The sequence below is a fragment of the Streptomyces sindenensis genome (genome assembly GCF_014649035.1).
Classification (GTDB): domain Bacteria; phylum Actinomycetota; class Actinomycetes; order Streptomycetales; family Streptomycetaceae; genus Streptomyces; species Streptomyces sindenensis.
This window is the reverse complement of sequence record NZ_BMSG01000004.1, coordinates 24891-46505: the sequence shown is the minus strand read 5'-3', so window position 1 is coordinate 46505 and position 21615 is coordinate 24891. Positions and strand designations below refer to the sequence as shown.

Annotated in this window: 21 protein-coding genes; 10 read left to right on the top strand and 11 right to left on the bottom strand. The window is 72.7% G+C overall.

Annotated features, from left to right (window positions below; genetic code table 11):
* Positions 1-23: 23 nt before the first annotated feature.
* The gene (locus tag IE145_RS07025; RefSeq protein ID WP_189519910.1) at positions 24-290 is read right to left on the bottom strand and encodes a hypothetical protein; all 267 of its coding nucleotides are present in this window, start codon (positions 288-290) and stop codon (positions 24-26) included.
* A gap of 152 nt (positions 291-442) precedes the next feature.
* Between IE145_RS07025 and IE145_RS07020 the strand changes: the two genes are divergently transcribed.
* From IE145_RS07020 to IE145_RS06990, 7 genes are all read left to right on the top strand, one after another.
* Positions 443-1096, top strand: a complete 654-nt coding sequence (locus tag IE145_RS07020; protein ID WP_189519908.1) for a class I SAM-dependent methyltransferase — start codon at positions 443-445, stop codon at positions 1094-1096.
* Positions 1097-1423: 327 nt separating this feature from the next.
* The gene (locus IE145_RS07015; protein ID WP_189519906.1) at positions 1424-2020 is read left to right on the top strand and encodes a carbonic anhydrase; all 597 of its coding nucleotides are present in this window, start codon (positions 1424-1426) and stop codon (positions 2018-2020) included.
* Positions 2021-2092: 72 nt separating this feature from the next.
* Complete coding sequence (locus tag IE145_RS07010) at positions 2093-3562, top strand: SulP family inorganic anion transporter (RefSeq protein WP_189519904.1); 1470 nt, start codon at positions 2093-2095, stop codon at positions 3560-3562.
* 373 nt (positions 3563-3935) lie between these two features.
* On the top strand, positions 3936-4214 hold the full coding sequence (locus tag IE145_RS07005; protein WP_189519902.1) for a polyprenyl synthetase: 279 nt from the start codon (positions 3936-3938) through the stop codon (positions 4212-4214).
* A complete protein-coding gene (locus IE145_RS07000) occupies positions 4207-5259 on the top strand; it encodes a polyprenyl synthetase family protein (protein ID WP_189519900.1) in 1053 nt (350 codons plus the stop codon). The genes IE145_RS07005 and IE145_RS07000 overlap by 8 nt, the downstream gene beginning before the upstream one ends.
* A 43-nt stretch (positions 5260-5302) precedes the next feature.
* Positions 5303-6466 carry an oxygenase MpaB family protein gene (locus IE145_RS06995; RefSeq protein ID WP_189519898.1) on the top strand — a complete coding sequence of 388 codons (1164 nt, stop codon included), beginning with the start codon at positions 5303-5305 and terminating at the stop codon, positions 6464-6466.
* 240 nt (positions 6467-6706) lie between these two features.
* Positions 6707-8575, top strand: coding sequence for a glycosyl hydrolase family 18 protein (locus IE145_RS06990; protein ID WP_189519896.1), 1869 nt, complete (start codon positions 6707-6709; stop codon positions 8573-8575).
* Between the two features lie 159 nt (positions 8576-8734).
* Here IE145_RS06990 and IE145_RS06985 read toward each other — a convergent pair whose 3' ends face one another.
* The 3 genes from IE145_RS06985 to IE145_RS06975 form a co-directional block, all read right to left on the bottom strand.
* Positions 8735-9172 (bottom strand): DUF2267 domain-containing protein, encoded by a 438-nt coding sequence (locus tag IE145_RS06985; protein WP_189519894.1) that lies wholly within the window; start codon positions 9170-9172, stop codon positions 8735-8737.
* Between the two features lie 103 nt (positions 9173-9275).
* Entirely contained in the window at positions 9276-9674 is a 399-nt protein-coding gene (locus IE145_RS06980) for a DUF2267 domain-containing protein (RefSeq protein WP_189519892.1), read from the bottom strand.
* Positions 9675-9773: 99 nt separating this feature from the next.
* Entirely contained in the window at positions 9774-10205 is a 432-nt protein-coding gene (locus IE145_RS06975) for an Hsp20/alpha crystallin family protein (protein WP_069735230.1), read from the bottom strand.
* A 139-nt stretch (positions 10206-10344) separates the two neighbouring features.
* On the opposite strand from IE145_RS06975, the gene IE145_RS06970 reads away from it, so the two are divergent.
* Positions 10345-11028, top strand: a complete 684-nt coding sequence (locus IE145_RS06970) for an HSP18 transcriptional regulator (protein WP_189519890.1) — start codon at positions 10345-10347, stop codon at positions 11026-11028.
* Between the two features lie 94 nt (positions 11029-11122).
* On the opposite strand, the gene IE145_RS06965 is transcribed toward IE145_RS06970, so the two are convergent.
* Positions 11123-11908, bottom strand: coding sequence for an SAM-dependent methyltransferase (locus IE145_RS06965; protein ID WP_189519888.1), 786 nt, complete (start codon positions 11906-11908; stop codon positions 11123-11125).
* A gap of 128 nt (positions 11909-12036) precedes the next feature.
* Positions 12037-12192 carry a hypothetical protein gene (locus tag IE145_RS06960; RefSeq protein ID WP_010069856.1) on the bottom strand — a complete coding sequence of 52 codons (156 nt, stop codon included), beginning with the start codon at positions 12190-12192 and terminating at the stop codon, positions 12037-12039.
* Positions 12193-12310: 118 nt separating this feature from the next.
* On the opposite strand from IE145_RS06960, the gene IE145_RS06955 reads away from it, so the two are divergent.
* Together IE145_RS06955 and IE145_RS06950 are read left to right on the top strand one after the other, a co-directional pair.
* Positions 12311-12583, top strand: coding sequence for a hypothetical protein (locus tag IE145_RS06955; protein WP_189519886.1), 273 nt, complete (start codon positions 12311-12313; stop codon positions 12581-12583).
* Between the two features lie 90 nt (positions 12584-12673).
* The gene (locus tag IE145_RS06950) at positions 12674-14134 is read left to right on the top strand and encodes an alpha/beta hydrolase family protein (protein WP_189519884.1); all 1461 of its coding nucleotides are present in this window, start codon (positions 12674-12676) and stop codon (positions 14132-14134) included.
* A 28-nt stretch (positions 14135-14162) separates the two neighbouring features.
* On the opposite strand, the gene IE145_RS06945 is transcribed toward IE145_RS06950, so the two are convergent.
* From IE145_RS06945 to IE145_RS06925, 5 genes are all read right to left on the bottom strand, one after another.
* Complete coding sequence (locus tag IE145_RS06945; RefSeq protein ID WP_189519882.1) at positions 14163-15116, bottom strand: 5'-nucleotidase; 954 nt, start codon at positions 15114-15116, stop codon at positions 14163-14165.
* A gap of 66 nt (positions 15117-15182) precedes the next feature.
* A complete protein-coding gene (locus tag IE145_RS06940) occupies positions 15183-16529 on the bottom strand; it encodes a lanthionine synthetase C family protein (protein WP_189519880.1) in 1347 nt (448 codons plus the stop codon).
* Positions 16530-16611: 82 nt separating this feature from the next.
* Positions 16612-17823, bottom strand: coding sequence for a JmjC domain-containing protein (locus tag IE145_RS33720; RefSeq protein WP_189519878.1), 1212 nt, complete (start codon positions 17821-17823; stop codon positions 16612-16614).
* A complete protein-coding gene (locus IE145_RS06930) occupies positions 17820-19094 on the bottom strand; it encodes a hypothetical protein (RefSeq protein WP_189519876.1) in 1275 nt (424 codons plus the stop codon). The genes IE145_RS33720 and IE145_RS06930 overlap by 4 nt, the downstream gene beginning before the upstream one ends.
* Complete coding sequence (locus IE145_RS06925; RefSeq protein WP_229825387.1) at positions 19091-21583, bottom strand: DUF4135 domain-containing protein; 2493 nt, start codon at positions 21581-21583, stop codon at positions 19091-19093. The genes IE145_RS06930 and IE145_RS06925 overlap by 4 nt, the downstream gene beginning before the upstream one ends.
* Positions 21584-21615 lie beyond the last annotated feature (32 nt).

Here is a 21615-nt window from a genome sequence, read left to right as displayed (position 1 = left end):
CGGACCTCTCCGGCCGGGCGGCGTCAGCGCGAGCCGATGCGGGCGCAGAAGGGGCGCTCGGCGGCCCGCAGCCGTCGCAGGGCGTGGCCGCCGCACCGGCGCCACTCCTTGGGCGAGACCCGCGGGCGGTGCCCGTTGGTGACGAGCGCGTTCACCGATGTCATCGGGTCCGCCGCCATGGTCTTGGCCAGCAGCACGCCGACCACCAGCGGGAGCAGCGTGACGGCCAGGGCGGAGCCGGCGGTGGTGACGTGCTCGATACGGGGGCGGCGCGGCGCTTCGGTGGTCATACGGCCATCGAACAGCGGCCGGGCGGCCCGGACCATCGGAGAACGTACTCAGGAGCGCGGGACGGGCATACTCAGGCGCTCGCCGGGGGACGCTCACAGCGGCCGGGCACATGGCCCCCGGCCGGCCGCCGGACCACGGAAGGACCGCCTCGATGGGTGACAGCCAGGGACGCGCGGGCGAGGGTCACGAAAGTCCGGCCGCGGCGGTGTTCGACGCGCTCGGCGCGGAGTACGAACGGGCCTTCGCCTCGTCGGCCGCCCACCGGGAGTCACTGGAGCGGCTGCTGGCCGGCCTGGCCCCGGGCAGCAGCGTGCTGGACGTGGGCAGCGGGACGGGCCGGCCGACCGCCCAGACCCTGGCGGACGCGGGCCACCGGGTGCTGGGCGTCGATGTGTCGCCGGTGATGACCGCACTGGCGGCCCGGCAGGTACCGGGGGCCGAGTTCCGGTGCGCGGACATCCGTGACCTCCCTCTGGCGGAGGGCGAGTTCGACGCGGTCTGCGCGTACTTCTCGCTGCTCCAGCTGGAGCGCGGCGAGCAGACCGGCCTGCTGGAGCGGCTCGTGCGCTCCCTGCGGCCCGGCGGGCTGCTGGTCGCCGCCACGGTGCCGGTGGACGTCGAGGGGGTCGACGCGGTGTTCATGGGGCAGCCGGTCCGGGTCTCCAGCTTCGGCGCCGAGGAGTTCACCGCCCTGGTCGCGCGGGCGGGGGCCGCCGTGGAGTGGACGCACAGCGCGCTGTTCACCCCGGACCACCCGGCGGGCGAACCGGAGCCGCACATCTTCGTGCACGGTCGGCGCATCTGACGGCCCAGTCCTGCCTCTCGGAACTCTTCACACTCTCCATCCATTGGCAATCACAAAGAACAAGCCGAATGAATGACTTGAGTGGCGCATTTACGTTCCTTCACGAGAAGGTAATGCGATAGCAAAGTTCTGGTCTATATGCTCAGCTGTAACCGTATCCGTGCGGAGCGGCCGGAGCGGGCCTCACGACGGCTGCCGTCCGGCAAACATCAAGGTGAGGACCCCTCCACCTATTCCGAACACGCATACGGATACAGCTAACGCATTCGTTGATATGACCCGACCACACCGCTCCCCGGCACCGCCGGATGCAGGAGGCAGGCCACCATGCAGTCCCTCGTAGAACACGCCCGGACATTCACCGAGCACGTCGCCGCGAACGCAAAGGATTTCGAACACTTCGCGGACGGCCAGACCCCCGAAGCACTCTTCGTCACGTGCTCGGACTCGCGTGTCGTCCCTTCGCTGATCACCGGCGCCCGCCCGGGTCAGCTCTTCGAACTCCGCACCGCGGGCAACATCGTTCCGCCCTATCCGGGCCGGGACCGGCCCACCGGCGAGGCGGCCACCATCGAGTACGCGCTGTGCGTGCTCAAGGTGCGCGACATCATCGTCTGCGGGCACTCCCACTGCGGCGCGGTGGGCGCGATCCTCCGCGGCGACGACCTCTCCGCCATGCCCGCCGTCCGCCACTGGCTGGAGCGCTCCACGGACGGCCGCACACCCCCCGAGGACGCCGGCGACCTCCCCGGCGCGGTCCAGGCGCACGCGCTCGCCCAGCTCGACACCCTGCGCGGCTACCCCGCGGTGCGCGAGCGGCTCGCCGAGGGCTCCCTCGGCCTGCACGCCTGGTACTACGATGTGCACACCGGCTCCGTCAGCATCCACCGACCCGAGCGCGGCACCGAGTTCGCCCGCCTTTGACGGCTCTCCCTCCCCCCGCGTCCCCGCGCTCGGCCCCGGCCGGGCGCGACCGTACCCACAAGGGAAGCCATCGTGATTTCCGCGAAGGAACTCAAGAACCCCCACGTCGTACGACGTGACCTCATGGCGTCACTCGTCGTCTTCCTCGTCGCGCTGCCGATGTGCGTCGGCGTCGCCGTCGCGTCCGGAGTCCCGGCCGAACTGGGCCTGGTCACCGGCATCGTCGGCGGGCTGGTCGTCGGCTTCCTGCCGGGCAGCAGGCTCCAGGTCAGCGGCCCCACCGCCGGACTCGCCGTGCTCGTCCTCGAATCGATCACGGAGTTCGGCATCAGCACGCTCGGTCCGATCGTGCTGGCCGCCGGGCTGCTCCAGGTGGCGCTGGGTCTGGCGCGCTTCGGCCGCTGGTTCCGCGCCATCTCCGTCTCCGTGGTGCAGGGCATGCTCGCCGGCATCGGCCTGATCATCGTGCTCGGCCAGGTGTACGCCATGGCGGACACCGAACAGCCGGGCAGCGGTCTCGCCACGCTGGCCGGTCTTCCGCATCTCGCCGTCGAGATCGTCACGAACCACGAGGCCCTGACCGCGTTCGGCCTGGGCGCCGGAACGGTCACCGTGCTGCTGCTGTGGCCCAGACTCCCGGCCACCGTACGCCTCGTACCGGCCCCCCTCGTCGCGGTCACCCTGGCCACCGCAGTCGCTTCCCTGGCCGGACTGCGGCCGGCGGTGGCCGATGTGAACGGGCTGCTGCAGTCCATCGATCCGCCCGGCGGGGCGGACTTCGCCCGGCTCGCCGATGTGACGGTCATCGGCACCGTGCTGGCCATCGCACTCGTCGCCTCGGCCGAGAGTCTGTTCAGCGCGGCGGCCGTCGACCGGATGCAGGACGGGCCCCGCACCGCCTACGACAAGGAATTGGTGGCCCAGGGTGTCGGCAACACCCTCTGCGGCGCACTCGGCGCGCTCCCGATGGCCGCGGTCGTCGTCCGCAGCACCGCCAACGTCCAGGCCGGGGCGACCACCGCGCTCTCGCGGATCGCCCACGGTCTGTGGCTGCTGCTCTTCGCCGCGCTCCTGCCCGCCGCCGTCGGGATCATCCCGCTGGCCGCGCTCGCCGGAGTCCTCGTGCACGCCGGGTGCAAGCTGGTGCCCGCCAAGGAGTTCGGCCCGCTGTGGCGCGAACACCGCGGGGAGGCCGTTCTGTTGGCGATCACCGCAACCGCCATCGTGGTGACCAACCTCTTCGAGGGGGTCGTGCTCGGTCTGCTGCTGGCGGTGGTCAAGTCGGCCTGGGAGACCTCGCACGTCCAGCTCACCACCCATGAGCTCACCGGCGGCCGGGTCGTGGTGACCCTCACGGGCAACGCCACCTTCCTCCGGCTGCCCCGCATCCTCGAACAGTTGGAGAAACTTCCGCAGGACCAGCCCATAGAGCTGGACCTCACCGGGCTGCGCCACCTCGACCACGCCTGCCGGGTCGCCCTGGAGAACTGGGCGCGCCGGCACAACAACGCGGAGATCGAGCCGGTGACGATCCGGCAGTAGTTCACCGCCGGCTCCTCGTCCGGACCTGGACGAGAAGCCGGCGGTAGCGCGTCGTCGCGTCCAGTGATCGCGCGAGGGCGGGTCCGTTGCGAACACAGCGGGAGCCACGGCGGACCCGATCGCCCTTCCCGCCGGACGCAGCCCGGCGACTTCCAGCGCGAAGCGCGTGTCCGCGTCGGACGCCGTGTCCCCCGCCGTCAGGGATCAGCTTGCCGTTCGCCGGACTCGGGCCCGCCGGCCGGACCCGACGATCGCACAGGAGAGCACCTCGCTCACTCGATGGTGGGTTCTGCCCACCCGCTCCCCGGTACGTGGGGATCCTGTGGCAGAGGGCGCGACCTGCGCCGGCGAAAGCGGGGAGGCGGGGAGCGGCATGACGAGCGCATCGGACCACGGCGAAACTCTCGACGAACGTGCGGTGCTGCTGGTGGCGGGGGCAGCCGATCTGGCGGTGGGCGCGATCGGTTCGGCCCTGGGCGCGGTCCGAGGGCTGCTGCGCCGTTCGGACGCCGCCGAGCTGGCGGCGGAGGCTGAGCAGGAGCTGAAGGCGCGGGGGCGCCTGGTGCTCGACCGGTACGCGGCCCCGCCCCCGGCCCATCTGGAGATCCTGGCCCGGCAGGCCGTCGCACGGCGGTCCACCGAAGATGTCTGACCGGTGGGACGCGGCCGCGTTCAAGACCCGGGTCGACGAGGTCCTGCATCAGTTCGTCGCCCGGGAAGCCGATCTGTTCGCGGAGATCGATCCCTCACTCGCTCCGGTGGCCACCCAGCTGGAGGGCGCCGTCCAGGACGGCAAACGGTTGCGAGCCGCGTTCTGTTACTGGGGATGGCGGGCGGTGGGACAGCCGGACAGCTCCGCTCTGCTGCGGGCGGCCGCGTCCCTGGAGCTGATCCACGCCGCCGCTGTCGTCCATGACGACCTCATTGATGACAGTCCTCTGCGGCACGGCCGTCCCACCGCCCACGTCGCTCTGCGCGGAGCCGTGCGACGGCGTCCCCGTTCCGCGGCGGCCGCCAGGTCGCTGGCCATGCTGATCGGGGACCTGCTGATGGGGATGGCCGGGCAGTTGTTCGCCACCAGCGGCCTGCCCGCCGCCTATCTGGGCCGGGCCCGTCCGCTCTGGTCGGTTCTGGGCCGGGAGCTGATCGCGGGCGAGTGTCTGGAGATCCTGCGCACCGGAAGTGAGCCGGACACCGCAGCGTCACTGCAGGTGATCCGGTACAAGACCGCCAAGTACACCGTCGAGCAGCCTCTGTTGATCGGTGGCGCGCTGGCCGGGGCCGGTGGGCGGCTGCGCGAAGGCTACTCCGCCTACGGCTTGCCCCTGGGCGAGGCGTTCCAGCTCAGGGACGACCTGCTCGGGCTGTTCGGAGACCCCGAACGCACCGGCAAGGCCAACGCGGACGACGTACGCGGGCAACGGCCCACAGCGTTGCTGGCGGAGACCTGGCGCATCGCCGGTGAGGACGACCGGACCCGTCTCCGGGCCCTCCTGGGCAAACGCGGCCTGGACGAAGCCGGGCTCCACGCCGTGCGTGAGGTGATGTGCCGGTTGAGAGCCCCCTCTCTCGTCGAAGACATGATCACGGCACGGGTGGAGGAAGCTCTCGGCGCGCTCGGCGGCCTCGACCTTCCGGCGGGCGCGGCCGATGCGCTCGGCGCCCTGGCGAACTCGGCCACCGTCCGCCTGTCCTGACACGCGCCGTTGCCGGCCGCCTCAACGACAAGGAAGCTACGCCATGAACTACACCGAGGCCTCGATGAACGTCCTGCGGCAGGGCGGCGACGAACTGGCCGACGCCACCGTCGCGGCGCTCTTCGAGCGCGGAGAGGTGGGCACGTTCAACACCCTGATGCGCCATGTGTCGACCACGGGCACCCCCCTTCCGGACGGGCTGCCCGATGTCGCCCGGGAGTACCTCCGGACCACGAGCGCCCCGCCGGACTGGGTCGACTGGGAGCTGATGGAGAAGGCCCGGCTGTTCTTCATCGACAACAACGTGCACATCTCCACCGCTCTGTCGTTCGCCTCCATGCCGGCCTGCTATGTGGTCCCGCACGTGGCGAGGCTGCTGTCGGCCACCCACGGACTGAAGTACCCCTCCAAACGCATGGCCGAGACCGGCCAGTTCACCGTCTACCTGATGCAACCCGATGCCTTCGAGGCCGGCGGCCGCTTCATCCCCGCCGCCCAGAAGGTCCGTCTTCTGCACGCGTCCATCCGCCATCACCTTCAGCGCGAGAACCGCTGGGACACCGGCGCGCTGGGAACGCCGATCTGTCAGGAGGACATGATCGGCGGGCAGATGTTCTTCTCCCTGCTCGTTCTCGACAGCCTGCACCGCCTCGGCATCCACATGTCCACGGAGGGGGCGGAGGCCTACTACTACGCCTGGCGCGTGGTCGGGGCGATGCTGGGCGTCGACCAGCAAGCCGTACCCCCTGCCCTGGACGACGCCCGGGCCTTCCTGGACCTGTACATGGTCCGGCACATGGGCCCCTCCGAGGAGGGCGCCCTGCTCACCCGGCAGCTCATCGATCTCTACGAGGAGGTCGTACCGGGAACCCTCTTCGACCCGGTCGTCTCCGCGCTCATCCGGCACCTCATCGGCGACACCTGCGCCGACTGGCTCCGGGTGCCCCGCTCTTCGTGGGACACCGCCGTCAAGGCCGTACCCCACCTCCTCGGTTTCCTGGAGACGATCGAGGACCGCTCGCCTCTGGGCGCCAGGGCGCTGGACCGCCTCGGCCGCCTCACCACCCTTCTCGAACTGTCCTCGCTCACCCGCGGACGCGTCATGCATTACGCCATCCCCGAACAGCTCAAGGACGCCTACGGCGTCACGTCCGCCTCACACCGCGCCCGCCGCTGGAGTCCCCCCGCCGCCACCTTCTCGAGCTGATCCACGGGCCGGCACGCTGTCCCCTGCCGCGCGGAGCCCTCAACTGCCTTCTCCTCAGCGGCCGTCCCCCAGGGGAGCCCCGCCCATTCCCTTGGTCCAGACCTCTTGACGATTGGTCTAGGCCTTCCTAGGGTCACGGCAACACTGCGCGATCGTCGGCGAGAGCCCTGTGCTCCTGGCCCCGCAGGGTTGACGGGACAGGGACCCCCCTGTCCCCCTGGAGCCACTCATGGAGCAGCCTTGAGTACAGACATACGAGGGCGCCGCACCGGATCCCCGCGGAGCGCCTCCCCCGGCAGGCGGTCCAGGGCAGTCGCGGGAGCCACTGCGCTCCTCGTGCCCCTGGCCGCCATGGTGGGCCTCGCGACCCCGGCGGAAGCAGCCGCCTCGGCCACCGCCACCTATACCAAGGCCTCCGACTGGGGCAGCGGCTTCGAGGGAAAGTGGACGGTGAAGAACACCGGCACCACTACGCTCTCCACCTGGACCGTCGAGTGGGACTTCCCGGCGAACACCAAGGTCACCTCGGCCTGGGACGCCACCGTCACCAACTCCGCGAACCACTGGACGGCCAAGAACCTCGGCTGGAACGGCACCCTGGCCCCCGGCGCGTCCGTCTCCTTCGGCTTCAACGGATCCGGCTCCGGCGCGCCCTCCGGCTGCAAGCTCAACGGCAACCCGTGCGACGGCGGCTCCACCAACCCCGGCGACAACGCCCCCTCCGCTCCGGGCAAGCCCACCGCGAGCGACATCACCAACTCCTCGGTGAAGCTGTCCTGGGCGGCCGCGACGGACGACAAGGGCATCAAGAACTACGACGTCAAGCGCGACGGCGCCACGGTCGCGACCGTCACCGGCACCACGTACACCAACACCGGACTGACGGCGGGCACGGACTACAGCTACTCCGTGGTGGCCCGCGACACCGCCGACCAGACCGGACCGGCCTCGGCCGCCACGACGGTCCGTACCACCGGTGGCGGAGGCGGCGGCGAGAACCCCGGCGGCAACGGGAAGATCAACCTGGGCTACTTCACCAACTGGGGCTCCTACACGGTGAAGAACCTCGTGACCTCAGGATCCGCCGAGAAGATCACGCACATCAACTACGCCTTCGGCAACGTGCAGAACGGCAAGTGCACCATCGGCGACGCGTACGAGGACTACGAGAAGTCCTACACCGCCGCCCAGTCGGTCGACGGCAAGGCCGACGCGTGGGACCAGCCGCTGCGGGGCCACTTCAACCAGCTGCGCAAGCTGAAGGCGCAGTACCCGCACATCAAGATCCTCTGGTCGTTCGGCGGCTGGACCTGGTCCGGCGGCTTCGGCCAGGCCGTCCAGAACCCGGCCGCGTTCGCGCAGTCCTGCTACGACCTGGTCGAGGACCCCCGCTGGGCCGATGTCTTCGACGGCATCGACCTGGACTGGGAGTACCCCAACGCCTGCGGCCTGACCTGCGACACCAGCGGCCCGGCCGCGTTCAAGAACATGATGCAGGCCATGCGGGCCGAGTTCGGCCCGGACAACCTGCTCACCGCCGCCATCACCGCGGACGGCTCCGACGGGGGCAAACTCGACGCCGCCGACTACGGAGGCGCCGCCCCGTACATCAACTGGTACGACGTGATGACGTACGACTACTTCGGTTCCTGGGCGGCGCAGGGTCCGACAGCCCCGCACTCCCCGCTCACCTCGTACCCCGGCATCCCGGCCCAGGGCTTCAACTCGGCGGACGCCATCGCCAAGCTGAAGGCCAAGGGCGTCCCGGCCTCCAAGCTGCTCCTCGGCATCGGCTTCTACGGCCGCGGCTGGACGGGGGTCACTCAGTCGGCTCCGGGCGGCACCGCCACGGGCCCGGCCGCCGGAATCGAGCCCGGCAACCAGTACTACAAGGTCCTCAAGACGTCGTGCCCGGCCACCGGCACGGTCGGAGGCACGGCGTACGCCCACTGCGGGAACGACTGGTGGAGCTACGACACCCCGGCGACCGTCGGCACCAAGATGGCGTGGGCCAAGAGCCAGGGCCTGGGCGGCGCGTTCTTCTGGGAGTTCAACGGTGACACGGCCAACGGCGAACTCGTGACGGCCATCAACAGCGGTCTCAAGTAGCCCCGGTACGCTCCCGGGTCCGCCCGCTCCTGTTGGGAGCGGGCGGACCCGGGAGGCGGAGCATCCGAACTCCCGCGGCCCGGCGGCCGCTGGTCTCGTTCACTGTCCCCCCGCGGCTGCGCGGGACCCGGAATCCGGGTCCCTCGCAGCCGTGCCGGGTCAGGCGGCCTGGGCGAGGAGTTCCGCGCGGCCGAAGAGGAGCGCGTAGCCGGGCGGCAGGCAGCTGACCACCTCGGCGACGAGGTCCTCGCCGATCAGCGCGGCGATCTGGCTCAGGACCACCCCCGCGTCCCACCGGGCGGTCGCCGGGGTGCCCCCGGTGCGCTCGGCGAGCTCGGCGACGAAGGCGGCCCCGGCGAGCTGCTTCACGGCAGGCACTTCCGCGGTGAACACCCGGGCGGCCTCCTCGGGCAGGGCGGCGGCGAGTGCGACGCGTTCGTCGCCGGTGACCTGGCGGCCGAGCGCCCCCAGCACGGCGCGCAGGCTCTCCTCGGCGCGTTCACGCGTGGGGTAGGCGCCCTCGTACCGGATCTTCTCCAACAGCAGGCCAAAGGTCGCGTCCATCGGTGCGTCGGCGCTCCGGGGTTCGTGGATCATCGTGGCGGCAGCCCTTCTCGTCCGTACTGCTCGTGTCGATGCGCTGTCCGCCCCCGCGGCTCGTCGTCGAGCAGGCGCGGGGGCGGACAGCGGTGGATCAAAGTCAGGTGCTCTTCGGATGCCCGCCGAAGAGCACGTCATACCCGGGCGGCAGTTGAAGCAGGATGCGTCGGGTGAGATCCTCGCCCGCCGCCTCGGCGGCGACGCTGAGGACGGCTCCGACGTCCCATCGGGCCGTCTGTTCGCCGGCTCCCTCGATCCAGGCCGCGGTGGCGCGCACGAACCGTTCCGGGGAGAGCGGTTCGGCGGCCTGGAGCGGGTTGAGCAGGATCAGGGCCATGGTCTCCGGGAGCCGGGCGGCCAGCTCGGCCCGTTCCCCGCCCACCAGGTGGGCGCCAAGGAGGGCCAGGACGACGCGCGCGGCGCGTTCGGCCTCCCCGTGCGTCCCGTACTCTCCGCGTTCCTGGACCCGGTCCAGGAACGCTTCCCATCGCAGGGTCACCTCAGCCGCCTCCCAGGGTGATGCGGGCGAGGGCCGGAACCGGGGGGGAAGAAGGGGGTCCGCGTTCCGGTCCCCGCCGCTGTCGCGGGCCGGCCCGGGTCAGCCCTTGATCTGCTTGCGCCGGGACTCCCCGCCGATGGCGATCTTGCGGGGCTTGGCGCGCTCGGCGATCGGGATGCGCAGGGTCAGCACACCCGCTTCGTAGTCGGCGTCGATGCGCTCGGTGTCGAGCGTGTCCGCGAGGACGATCTGCCGGGAGAAGACACCCAGCGGACGCTCGGACAGCTCCATCTGGACGTTGTCGGCGTTCACCGCCGGCCGTCGTTCGGCCTTGACGGTCAGCATGTTCCGCTCGACGTCGATGTCGATCGCATCCGGCGAGACGCCGGGAAGATCGAAGGCCACCACGTACTCGTCGCCCTCCCGATACGCGTCCATCGGCATCGCCGAGGGGCGCGACCAGGTGCCGGGGCGCAGGAGTTGCTCGGTGATCCGGTCGAGTTCACGGAAGGGGTCGGTACGCATCAGCATGACGGAAACACCTCCGGTCGATCAGGCGGTCAGCCCGCGCTTTTCACCTGCCACCGTTGTAGCATGTCATCCATTCGATGACAACTGATTGTGTCACCGAAAGGATGACGGCGGCGTCGAGCGCAGCAAGGAGCCCCCTGTGACCCCACCGACCCAATCCGAACCGCCCCGGCGCTCCACCCCGGACGCCGTCTCCTTCCTTGCCGCATGGGCGGCCCTCCAGACCATCGACGAGGCGGTCCGCGACGCACGCGGCCACGCCGGGGACGCCACCTCCGGTCCGCCACCGGCCACGGAGCGGGCCCAGGCCCTGGCCTCGCTCCAGCTGTTGCGCGACGTGCGGGAGCAGCTCGCGGGCTGGGAGACCGGGCTGATCGAGACGGCCCGCGCGGCGGGGGCGAGCTGGGCCGACCTCGCCGACCCCCTGGGCGTCGCGAGCCGCCAGGCGGCCGAGCGGCGCTATCTACGCCTGCGCCCCGGCTCCGAGGGCAGCACCGGGGAAGAGCGGGTCCGGGAAACCCGGGACCGCCGGGCGGGAGACCGGTCGATCACGACCTGGGCCCGGCAGAACGCGGCGGATCTGCGGTCGCTCGCCGGGCGGATCGCGGCGCTGACCGATCTCCCCGCCGCGGCGGACGCCTCGCTGGACCGGCTCCGGCAGGCGCTCGGCACCGACGACGCCGCCGCCCTGGTCACCCCGCTCACCGCACTGCACCCCCATCTCGCCCCAGGGCACGGGGAGTTGGCAGACCGCGTGGACTCGATGACCCGACACACCGGTCGGCTGCGCGAGGACACGGCTGCCCGCCGGCGCGGCGACTGACCGCACGGGGGCGGGTCCGGGCACATCCCGCCCGGACCCGCCGTACGACCACAGCTGCCGGCTAGTGGCTACTGCTGCCGACCACGGCCGCCGGCTACGGCTTGCGGGCGACGAGCCCCCACTGGTCGACCGGCACCGCGTCCTCCTCCTCGGGGCGCCAGCGGTCGATCGGGACGAAACCCGGCTCGACCAGCTCCAGCCCCTCGGCGCAACCAGTGATCTCCGCCGGCTCCCGCACGAAGTAGGGCGGGTTGTCGCCCGACGCGTACGCCTCCTGCGCCGCCAGCGTCTGCGGGGTCTTCACCGTGTCACAGAGCACCAGATGGCTTCCCGACGGCATCCGGGCCAGATACCGCTGGACGACCTCGATGCCCTCGGCCGGCACGAGGTGCCCGAGGGTCGAGAGCAGCAGCACGGCGACGGGCTCGGACAGGTCGAGGGTCTTCGCCGCCTCGTCCACCACCACGTCCGTCGCGGAGAGGTCGGCGTCCACGTAGTCCGTACGGCCCTCGGGCGCGCCGGTCAGGAGCGCCTCCGCGTGGGCGAGGACGATCGGATCGTTGTCGACGTAGACCACGCGGGACTCCGGCGCGATGCTCTGCGCCACCTCATGGGTGCTGTTCGCCACCGGCAACCCGGTCCCGACGTCCAGGAACTGACGCACGCCCACCGAGACGAGATGGCGGATCGCGCGGATCTGGAAGGCGCGGGAGGCCCGGGCGATGTCGGCCATCTGCGGGTAGGCCGCGCTCACCGCCTCGGCCAGCTCCCGGTCCACCGGGTAGTGGTCCTTTCCGCCCAGCCACGCGTTCCAGACGCGCGCCGAGTGGGGAACGTCGGACCGGATGCTGCGGCGGAACTCGTCGTCGTCGGCGCTCATGGCTCTCCTCTGCCCGCTTCCCGTACCTGACGGTCGGCCGGACGCACGCCGGCCGGCCCCCGGTGGCGACCGTACCCCGCGCCCCGGCACCACGCAGCGAACGCGCGAGCAGACAGCCGGGCGGGCGCTCAGAAGATCCGGCCCACGAGGCCGAAGATCCAGCTGATCAGCACCGCGAGCAGGATGAAGATCCCGACGGTGATGACGCCGCACCACGACCAGCCGCCTCCGGTGTCCAGCCCCTGGTCGTCCCGGCCGCCCAGCTCTCCGTCGAACAGATCCATGCTCCATCCCTCCCCGTACGCGGAACCCCCGTGTTCCGCAGGGATGCACTCTCCCACACCCCCACCTGGTCATGTCACGGACCAGGATCGCGACCATCAGCGTTCGCACGAGGGGCGTGTGCTCCGGGCGACCGCCCGGGAGGCCCAGGTCCTCGGCCGGCGCACGGTCAGCGCCGGCGACCCGGTGCACAACGGCGACCACGTCGGGGCCGAGGCTCCGTGGAGCTGTTCCACGCTGGCCCCGGCGGGTGACGCGAGGACCGAGGTGAACCTCTGCCGGGACGGAGTCCTGGTGAAGACCGCCGCGTTCCGGCCGAACGGCCTGCTGAACGCCCGGCACGGCCGGGCCCGGCCGTTTCCGTCGGTGCGGTGGGATACGCATACGGGATGACGTGCGCCACCGCCGTATGCGTCTCAGGTCGCACGGAGGCGCGACGTGAGCGCGATGTGCCGGACCCCCGCCGGATCCGACGATGGCCGCATGACCGAACCGACCGCGGGGCTGCCCTTGTCCGCCCCGGAAGCCCTCACGGTGCTCGGCGCCCTCGTCCTCGTCCTGGCCCGCTGGCTCCCCGAGCGGCTGCGCGGCCCGGCCGCGCTCGCCGCCGGAGCGTTGCTGGCCGGGTCGGTGACCGTCCTCGTCGCGACGGGGCCGCGCTGGCAGCTGGTCCCGGTGCTCGTCGTGGCGGCAGTCACCGGCGGGTTCGCGCTCGCCCCGCTGCTCGCCCGGCGCTTTGGCCGCACCCCGCGGCGGGCCCGGTGGTGGCTCGCGGCGCCGGGGTCCGTGGTGTGCGCGGCGCTCGTCGCGACGGGGCCGGTGTCGGCGTGGGCGTTTCCCGTACCGGACTTCCCCGCGCCGTCGGGGCGCTTCCCGGTGGGCACCGAGACGGTGGAGTGGCCGGTGCCGGCGACGCGGTCCGAGCGGGAGAGGCGACCGCCTGCCGCCGGGCCGCGCCCGCTCGTGGTGCAGCTCTGGTACCCGGCGGGGCGCAGCGCCCCGGAGGCCCGGCGCGCCCCGTACCTCGGGCGTACGGAGGCGGAGGCGCGTACGGTCTCGGCGGGACTGGCCGACTACACGGGCGTTCCCGCGTTCCTTCTCGACGGTCTGCCGCGAGCCCGGAGCCACGCGGTGCCCGGCGCACCGGTCGCGACCGGCGGCGGACGTTTCCCCGTGGTGCTGTTCTCACCCGGACTGGGCGGTGTGCGCACCCAGAACACCGCCTGGGCCGAGGAACTCGCCTCCCACGGCTACGTCGTGGCGGCCGTCGACCACCCGTACGACTCCGCCGCCGTGGTCCTCTCGGACGGGCGGACCCTGCGTACCCGGGTCACCGCCACCGGCGACCGGGCGAAGGACCGGGCCCTGGCGGAGAAGTGGACCCGGACGCGGGCGGCGGACCTGCGCGCGGTGCTCACCCGGCTGGAGCGGCTGGAACCCGGTGGGGCCGAGGGACGGTTGGCCGGGCGCCTCGACGTGGACCGGGTCGCGGCCGCCGGGCATTCGATCGGCGGCGCGGCCGCGTTGCGGGCGGCCCGCCAGGACCCCCGGTTCGACGCGGTCGTCGATCTGGACGGCTTCCCGCACGGGCCCGTCGGCAGTCCCTTCGAGCAGCCGGTGCTGGCACTGACCCAGGAGATCGGGCGGGGTACCGACCCGGACTATCTGCCCCGGCTCACCCGGGTGCTGGAACGGAGCACCGCGACGAGCTACCGGCTGACCGTCCCCGGGGCGGCGCACCTCACCTTCACCGACGCCCCGCTCTATCTGCCGCCGGTCCCAAGGATCGTGGGCTCCCTGGGCCGTACGGAGGGGCACCGGATCACCGCCGGGGCGACCCTGTCCTTCCTCGACGCCACCTTGCGCCGCGTCCCGGTCGACCTGACCGCCGCGCTCTCGGCCCACGGGGAGGTGACGGTTCACCGGCCGGAGGGCGCCCGCTGAGCACGCCTCGGCCCGTGTCCGGGCGCGCTCAGGCGCCGGGGAGCGCGGGGGCCACCGACGCGTTGAGCTTCCCGAACGGCACGTGCACGCTCGGCGTGGTCCGCGAGGTGCTCACCAGGTGGCCCTGCTGGTCGTCGAAGAAGATGTGCGGCTTCAGGATGCCCATGATGCGGCCCTTGTCGATGCCGCCGAGGAAGAACGCGTCGTTGACGGTCACGCCCCACCCCTTGAGGCTCTGCACCGCCCGCTCGTGCGCGGGAGCGTTGCGTGCCGTGACGATGGAGACGTGCAGGCGGATCCGGTAGTCGGGGTCCTTGCGGCGCTCCTGCTCCTCCCGCTGCTGGATCCGGTTCACGTTCGCCAGGAAGTCCCGCAGCGGCCCGGCGTCGTGCGGAACGGCGGCGTTGGCGACCTCGTGGGCGCGGAACTTCTCGATCCCGCCCTCCTGGAACACCTGCTCCGAGGCGTCCGTGGCGAGGACCCCGTCGAAGTCGAAGGAGATCCGCAGGTCGTGGTCGTCCGCGTCGTCCTCGTAGGGCGCGCCCAGGACATGCCCGGCGGGCAGTCCGGCGGCAACCGCCTCCCGGACGTCCCGCTCGTGCGCCGACAGGAACAGCGACATGTTGAGGGCGGGCATGAACCGGTGGGGCGAGCGGCCCTGCATGAAGATGGCCCGGCTGATGGGCAGCCCGTGGCTCTCGATGGAACGCATGACCCGCAGCCCGGTGTCCGGGTCGTTGCGGGACAGGACGATCACCTCGACCAGGGGGTCGTTCACCTCGCCCAGGTCGTTCAGGGACAGCAGCCGGCGGATGAAGGGGAACGCGGCGCCCGGACGGAGCGGGTCGCCCACGTGCTTCTCCTGGTAGGCGCGGTAGCTCTCCTCGCCCTGCTCCCGGAAGACGGCGTCCGACTCGGTCAGGTCGAACAGGGCGCTGGACGCGATCCCGATGACCAGCCGGTCGGCGAGTTCGTAGGGCACGGGCGATTCCTCCGGTCGGGGCCTTGACGGGTTCGTCCCCACTATCGCACCGGTGTGCGACCGCGTTCAGCTCAGCAGCAGGGCGCTGTCCCAGGAGGTGACCGGCGCACGGCCGGTGGCGTACGTGTGCAGGGCCAGGGCGATGCCCGCCGCACCCTCCAGGAAGCCGGGGCGGTCGAGCGGCCGGTGCGCGAGGGCGTGGGCGTAGCGGAAGCCGAACGGGGCCCCGGGGTCGAATCCGTCCAGCACCCGGGCCGCCAACCGGTCCGCGGTGGCGTGGAGTTCCGGGTCGTCGGTGTCCTCGGTCGTACGCAGCACGATCTGGAGGAGCCCGGCCCAGCCGTGGCACAGCGCGGAGTCACGGATCGACTCGTCGCTCGCCGCCGTCAGCGCACCGCGCAGTGCGGCTTCCGCGTCGGCGCGCCACTCCGGCCGGTCCAGGGCGGTTCCGGCGAGGTGGACGGCGCGGGCCGCACCGGCCGCTCCGTAGCACCAGGAGTCCCGTCCGCGCTCCGGCGGCTCCCCCTTCTCGATGCGTTCCCGTGACATCAGGTGCGGCCAGCGCGGGCCCGCCTCGTCGGCGGTGCGCAGGCGGGTCAGCAGCGCCATGATCCGTTCGACGGCCTCGTCCTGGCGGTCCACCCGGACCCCCGCCCGCCAGGCGAGGGCGAGCAGGGCCAGCGGGCCGGGGACGCCGTGGGCGAGGCCGAGGTTGACGTGCTCGGGGAGCCCGTGGTCCAGCCAGTCGGTGATCCACCACGCGGGCAGCCGGGAGCCGTGCCGGGTGATGTCGTCGGCGGTGGCCACGGCCACCAGGGAGGTGAGCACCTCGGTCAGCGCGGCCCCGGCCGCCTGTCGCGCCTCCGGCCCGTCGGCTCCCCGGTGCCGGGCCAGCAGATAGCGGCCGATCCCGGCGGTGCCGGCGAGGACGTCGTAGCGGCTCCACGCTCCGGCGGGCTCCCCGGCGCGGGTTCGCTCCAGGTCGGCGCGGGCGCGGGTGCGGACCCGGTCGAGGATGTGCCGGTCCAGTCCGGCGAGCATCGCGGTGTAGCCGCCGGAGCCGGCGGCCGTCGTGTGCCCGGCGTACGCGAGCGCCACCATGCCGCCGAACAGCGACTGGGGCGCCGGCCTGATCCCGGCCGCGAGGCCCGCGGACAGGTGCGCGTGGGCCCGGTGCCGCAGGGCCGGGTCGGTGGCGGCCAACTCGGCGTACAGCAGGGCGACTCCGGGGTGTCCGTCGGAGAGCTGGAGCGGGTCCCACACCGGTTGGGGGTCGCCCGGGTAGTGCATGAGGTTGTCCGGCGCGCCCGCGGTCCGGGCCACTCGCCCGGGGTCGGCCAGCCGGTCCGCGATCTCGGCGACGACCCGGGCGGCGGCCTCCCGGTGCACCGGTTCGCGGTCGGTACGGGCCACGGCTCCCCCGCCCGCCGGCCCGGACGGCGAGCGGTCGGTCCGGGCGGCGGCCTCCCCGCCCGCCGGCTCCCGGGGCGAGCGGTCAGTGGGTGTCGACGCGGATGACGGCACGGAAGCTCTCCAGTTCCTCCAGCAGGCGGCGGACCTCCGCGCGGCCGGTCGCGGGCAGTTCGCCGACCCGTACCGCCTCCCCGGCATCCAGCCGGTGCAGCACCGCGAGGGCTTCGGCGGTGGTCGTGCCGGAGGTGACATGGCCGCCCGTGGCCCAGCGGCGCGGGCCCTCGCCGGGCGCGGGCAGCAGCGGGGCGCAGCCGCGTACGGGCGTGTCGTCGTCCAGGGGGCGTGGCTCGGCGGGCGGTTCGGTCGGCCAGAAGCCGCCCGCCGTCCTGACCCGCAGGGCGAGTTCGGTGGCCCGGTCGGTGAACCGGTCCTCGTCCAGGCGGGTCGCGAAGGCGTCCACGGCGTCGGCGAGGGCCGTGGGCAGTTCGGCGGCGAGCCGGCCGCCCGGGGCGGCGTCGGGGGTGAACAGGGGGGCGGACGCGGTGGGCCGGGTGCCCCGGAACAGGTCCTTGATCTCGTAGTAGGGCCGGTGCTCGCGGCGCGGGATGCCCACGTTGACGCTGGTCGCCGGGGCGTCCCCGGCGCTCTCCCCCACGTGGTAGTAGCGCGAGGGCCAGTAGAGCAGGTCGCCCGGTTCCACCTCGGCGACGAACGAGGAGTCCAGGTAGGGCTGGTAGTCCAGCACCGTGTGCACCGGGTCCGACCACGGCCGCTCGGCCCAGAACCGCATCCGCTTCGTGCCGCGTACGCAGAACATGAAGGTGGCGAAGCGGTCCTGGTGCACGCCGACCGGGCTGTGCTCGTAGGAGCCGTGGAACATCGTGGAGCCCGCGCTGTGCGTGGGCTGGCCCACCCGCTCCCACAGTCCGGCGTAGAACCGCTGCGCGCGGTCCCACAGCGGGTGGGAGAAGGAGTGGAAGCGGTGGACGACCAGGGCGTAGCGCTGGCCGCCCAGCCGGTCGGCCATGCGCTGTTCGTAGCCGTCGAACGATCCGTCGGACAGCTCGGGCAGATAGTCGCGGGGCCGGGTCTGCTGCCGTCGCCGTACGAGGAACTGGAGGTTGCCCGGTACGGCGAGCGGGTGGGGCGGGCGGCTGCCGAGCACGGCGGCCCGGAACACCTCGGACTCGGCGAACGGGACGGCGTCGACCGCCTTGTAGAGCACGGGCCGCCGGTCCCAGAACCGCTCGGTGAAGGTGTCCCAGTCGAAGGACTTCTCGACGGTCAGCGTCATCGTGTCCCCTCCCCGGCCAGATCGATGCCGCGCAGCCGGTGGAGCTTGTCGAGCAGCGCGAGCACGGTCGCCGCGTTCCGGTCGTCGTCGCCCGCGGCCAGCGCGCGGCAGACCTCGTCGGCCCCGGTCTCCTCTCCGGCGCCGAGTGCGGCGTACACCCGGTCGGCCGCCGCACTCGGCAGGGTGAAGACGTTCCCCTCCACCGCCCAGACCTCGTGGGCGGGCCCGTCGGGCATCCGGACGATCTCGCCGGTGCGGCGGAAGCGGGTGGCCCGGGTGATGGCGACACCTTCGCGGGGCTCCGGGATCGGTTCGAGGCCGGCGGCGGAGCGCAGCGCGGCCCACCGGATCCGCAGGGTCCTGCGCAGGTGTTCGCCGTCCACGACCGTGCGCAGGTCGTCGCCGAGGCCGGTCAGCCGGGGCAGCACGCCGCCCTCGTCGTCGATGCCGGTTCCGGGGCCGAACGGGAAGTACGGCACGGTCTCGTCGTTGCCCTGCCCGGCGTGCACGAGGTCGGCGAGCAGATCCCGCAGGGCGGTGAACGGCAGGGTCCGGTCGACGGGGATCCGCAGACGCAGGGCGACGCACCGGTCCCGGTAGGTGTCCACGTGCCGTTGGTCGCCGGGCCAGTACAGCAGTTCCCCGGCCCCGGCGCTCAGGGTCAGGACGCCGGGCACCGCCCGGTCCGGCTCGGCGATGTCCGCGGGCGGCGGCCCGCCGCGCTCGTCCCACAGCCGTACGTCCATCCGGCCGCGCAGCACCCAGGTCAGCGCCGCGTGGGTCGGGGCCTCGGTCGCGCCGACGTGCTGGGTGAACCGGTCACCGGTCAGCACCTCGGCGACGACGGGGAGGTTGGGCCAGCCGACCCGCCGCCACAGCTTGCTGACCGTGTCCCGCACGGCGGACCACAGCGCGTGGTCCAGGAGCAGTGGTTGACGCACCGTCAGCAGATAGCCCTGGCGCCCGCTGTCGGCGTCGAGCCGGTCGAGGTAGGCCTCCAGGCTCGGATCGGTGGCGTCCGGCAGGAGGGCCCCGGGGGCGCGCAGCCAGCCGTCGCCGACGAGGAACCGCACGTCGGGCATCACCCAGAACCGGGTTCCGGCGCGGAAGGGTGCGCACGAGGCGACGTTCAGGGGGTGGACCGCGTCGAGGCCGAACGGCGGCCGGGCGGGCAGCCGGACGGGCCGCCGGTCCCAGTAGCGCTGCCCGAACAGCTCCCAGTCGACGCCGTCGGGCGGCGTCCGGCGCGTCTCGGGGGCGAGGGTGCTCATGTCGCTTCCCTTCCGGCCGGGGTCCGCCCGGCGTCCCCGAGGGGGAAGCGCCGCCGGATCCGGTCCGTGTGATCGGCCAGGGGTTCCATGCCCAGCGCGGCGCGCCGCCGGTCGACCCGGTCCGGCTCCTCGATCGGCCACGGCACCAGCTCGCCCGCGACGGGCTCGAACTTGGTGCCGTAGACCTGCGGGAGACCTTCACCGACGCGCAACTCGTCCGTGAGGTAGGCGATTTCACGCCACGGCAGATCGCGGCGCTCCGCGGCGTCCCGCATCAGCTCCAGGCAATGCCGCCGGAAGTCGAGGTGCCCCCTGGCGTGTTGTACGAGACGGCTCGCGGCGGCGGCCGCCTCCGCGCCGACGAGGGAGTGCCCCGGCCATCCGTGCTCGGCGACGACCGTGGTGAGCCAGGCGATTCCGGCGTCGGTCAGTTCCCGCAGCCGGCGCTCCGCGCTCTCGTCGCGCATGCCGCCGTCGGCCCACGGCATCCGGATCGCGCCGTCGAGCCGGTCCAGCCGCAGCAGTCTGCGCCGGATCTCCCCGGCGGGCGCGGGCTCGGCGGGGGCCTCGGGCGCGTCGACCGGGTCGACGCTCAGCCGCACCGTCCTGCGGTCCCAGACATAGGTGATCCGCCGTCCGGCCTCCGGCCAGTCGAAGGAGACCCGGCCCTCGGAGGGGCTCTGCAGACGCAGCCGCACGCCGAGCGCGGCGTCCGTGACGGCGTGGTCGGTCACATCGTCGAAGACGTGCTCGGCGGCGTCCCGCAGGGCCACCCCGAGACCGGCGAGGGTGAGGTTCTCCCCCGCCAGCAGGTGGGGCAGCGGGGGCCAGCCGCCCTCGGGTTCCGGCCGGGCCGCGACCCGGGACGTGCCGAACGGCCCGGGCGGGGGTTCGACGCCGAGCACCGGGCCGCCCTCCAGCGAGCGGACGAAGTAGGGCACGTCCATGCGCCGCAGCTGTTCGGTCTCGGGCCGGTCGAAGCGGACGTCGGGTTCGGCGGGGCGCGGCGCGGCCCCGCCCCCGGACAGCCAGCGGGGCACGAGCGCGTCGAAGTACCGGAACGTGGGCTGCCGCAGGACCCTGACGTAGTGGCCGGCGGTGGCGGTCGCCAGGTGGTCCCGGATGGCGGGCCGTTGCCGGCACATCAGGGTCCAGGCGTCGAACATGCCGCGCAGCATGGCCGGGAGGTAGGGCCCGTAGCCGGTCCGCCCGTCGGTGTCGGCGACGACGTTCCTGGTCTCGTCCCGGGCGAAGGAGACCCGGCGGCGGTGCAGACTCAGCGCGCCGGTCGGCCGCGGGCTCCAGACGACCGGCGGGCCCTCGGCGCTGCACCAGCGGGCGGTGCGTTCCAGGCCGACGTGGTGCTGGTCGATCTCGGCGGTCGCGTCGTGCAGGAGGCCGGTGTCGTAGAGGCGCGGGACGTGGCAGAAGTAGATCTCCAGGTCGATCGGGTGGAGCAGCGGCTCCGGGTCGCCGGGCCTGCTCCCGGTGACCACGTTTCCGCCGATCATGTCGGTGATCCCGAAGGCGAACACGGCGGCCGTCAGCGAGCCCGCTCGGTGCCAGAACCGTCCCGACTCCTTCGGGGTCAGCCGGGTGCCGGTCAGCTCCCACGGTCCGGAGGTACGGATCGGCCCCCACTGGGCGGGGGGTTCGATCCACTCCTGCCAGAGGTAGCCGGGCTCGGCCCCGGGCCAGCAGGACAGCACGGGCAGCCGGATCTCGCCGGACGCGGCGGGCGCCTGGTTGAGCAGGTGGAACAGTGAGGCGGGCGGTCCGGTCGTGCCGGTTCCGGCGGCCCTGGTGAACAGCAGCTCGCCGGAGGCCGGACGGGGTTTGTAGGCGATACGGCCGCCGCCCGCGCAGTCGAGGCGCAGGACGCGCTGGCGTCCGTTGTGGGTCTCCTCGCCGTGGGTCCAGAGTCCGACGACCGGCCCCCGGAACGCCGGTTCACCGGGCCAGCAGGCATCCATGTCCCGCAGCAACCGTTCGAGGAAGAGCGTCAGGAATTCCTCGCAGCGCACCGCCCACTCGGCCACCCGGTCGCGGGCGTAGTGCGGCCTTCCGGCAGCGCAGGCGACAAATGCCTCGGATACCACGGGCCCGAATATGTCGGCGTTCGTGATGTCGAGTATTTCGGGAGAGATAACGGCCGAATAGGCCTGCCGGGAATGGGCGCACCAGCCGTCGAGCCGCTCCCACAGATCCAGCAGCGGTGCGAACCGCCGGTCGCGGACAGCGTGTTCGATCATCCGCGCGTCGCTCTCGCCGCCGAGCAGCCGGTCGACCGCGACGGTTCCCTCGGGGCCCGCTGCGACCACGGGCGGGAACATTCCACCGGCCTCGCCCTTGCGAACGGCGTCGACCATCCGCCGGGCGACGGAGGGCAGTTGGGGAACCACCTCCTCCCGGCCTGCGCCCTCTCCGGAGGCGTCGTCCGGGGCGCGCATCTCCCAGAGCGCCCGGGCGTCCAGGGGGGAATCCGGCACAGCAGCCTCCGACTCGTCACCGATGGGCCCAA

What these genes read in the sequence shown, in the direction of transcription:
- IE145_RS07000 (WP_189519900.1), top strand. Translation starts at nt 4,207, where the DNA reads ATGTCTGACCGGTGGGACGCGGCCGCGTTCAAGACCCGGGTCGACGAG.
- IE145_RS07020 (WP_189519908.1), top strand. Translation starts at nt 443, where the DNA reads ATGGGTGACAGCCAGGGACGCGCGGGCGAGGGTCACGAAAGTCCGGCC.
- IE145_RS06930 (WP_189519876.1), bottom strand. Translation starts at nt 19,094, where the DNA reads ATGAGCACCCTCGCCCCCGAGACGCGCCGGACGCCGCCCGACGGCGTC.
- IE145_RS07005 (WP_189519902.1), top strand. Translation starts at nt 3,936, where the DNA reads ATGACGAGCGCATCGGACCACGGCGAAACTCTCGACGAACGTGCGGTG.
- IE145_RS06960 (WP_010069856.1), bottom strand. Translation starts at nt 12,192, where the DNA reads ATGGATCTGTTCGACGGAGAGCTGGGCGGCCGGGACGACCAGGGGCTG.
- IE145_RS07025 (WP_189519910.1), bottom strand. Translation starts at nt 290, where the DNA reads ATGACCACCGAAGCGCCGCGCCGCCCCCGTATCGAGCACGTCACCACC.
- IE145_RS07015 (WP_189519906.1), top strand. Translation starts at nt 1,424, where the DNA reads ATGCAGTCCCTCGTAGAACACGCCCGGACATTCACCGAGCACGTCGCC.
- IE145_RS06950 (WP_189519884.1), top strand. Translation starts at nt 12,674, where the DNA reads ATGACCGAACCGACCGCGGGGCTGCCCTTGTCCGCCCCGGAAGCCCTC.
- IE145_RS06995 (WP_189519898.1), top strand. Translation starts at nt 5,303, where the DNA reads ATGAACTACACCGAGGCCTCGATGAACGTCCTGCGGCAGGGCGGCGAC.
- IE145_RS33720 (WP_189519878.1), bottom strand. Translation starts at nt 17,823, where the DNA reads ATGACGCTGACCGTCGAGAAGTCCTTCGACTGGGACACCTTCACCGAG.
- IE145_RS06965 (WP_189519888.1), bottom strand. Translation starts at nt 11,908, where the DNA reads ATGAGCGCCGACGACGACGAGTTCCGCCGCAGCATCCGGTCCGACGTT.
- IE145_RS06985 (WP_189519894.1), bottom strand. Translation starts at nt 9,172, where the DNA reads ATGATCCACGAACCCCGGAGCGCCGACGCACCGATGGACGCGACCTTT.
- IE145_RS06975 (WP_069735230.1), bottom strand. Translation starts at nt 10,205, where the DNA reads ATGCTGATGCGTACCGACCCCTTCCGTGAACTCGACCGGATCACCGAG.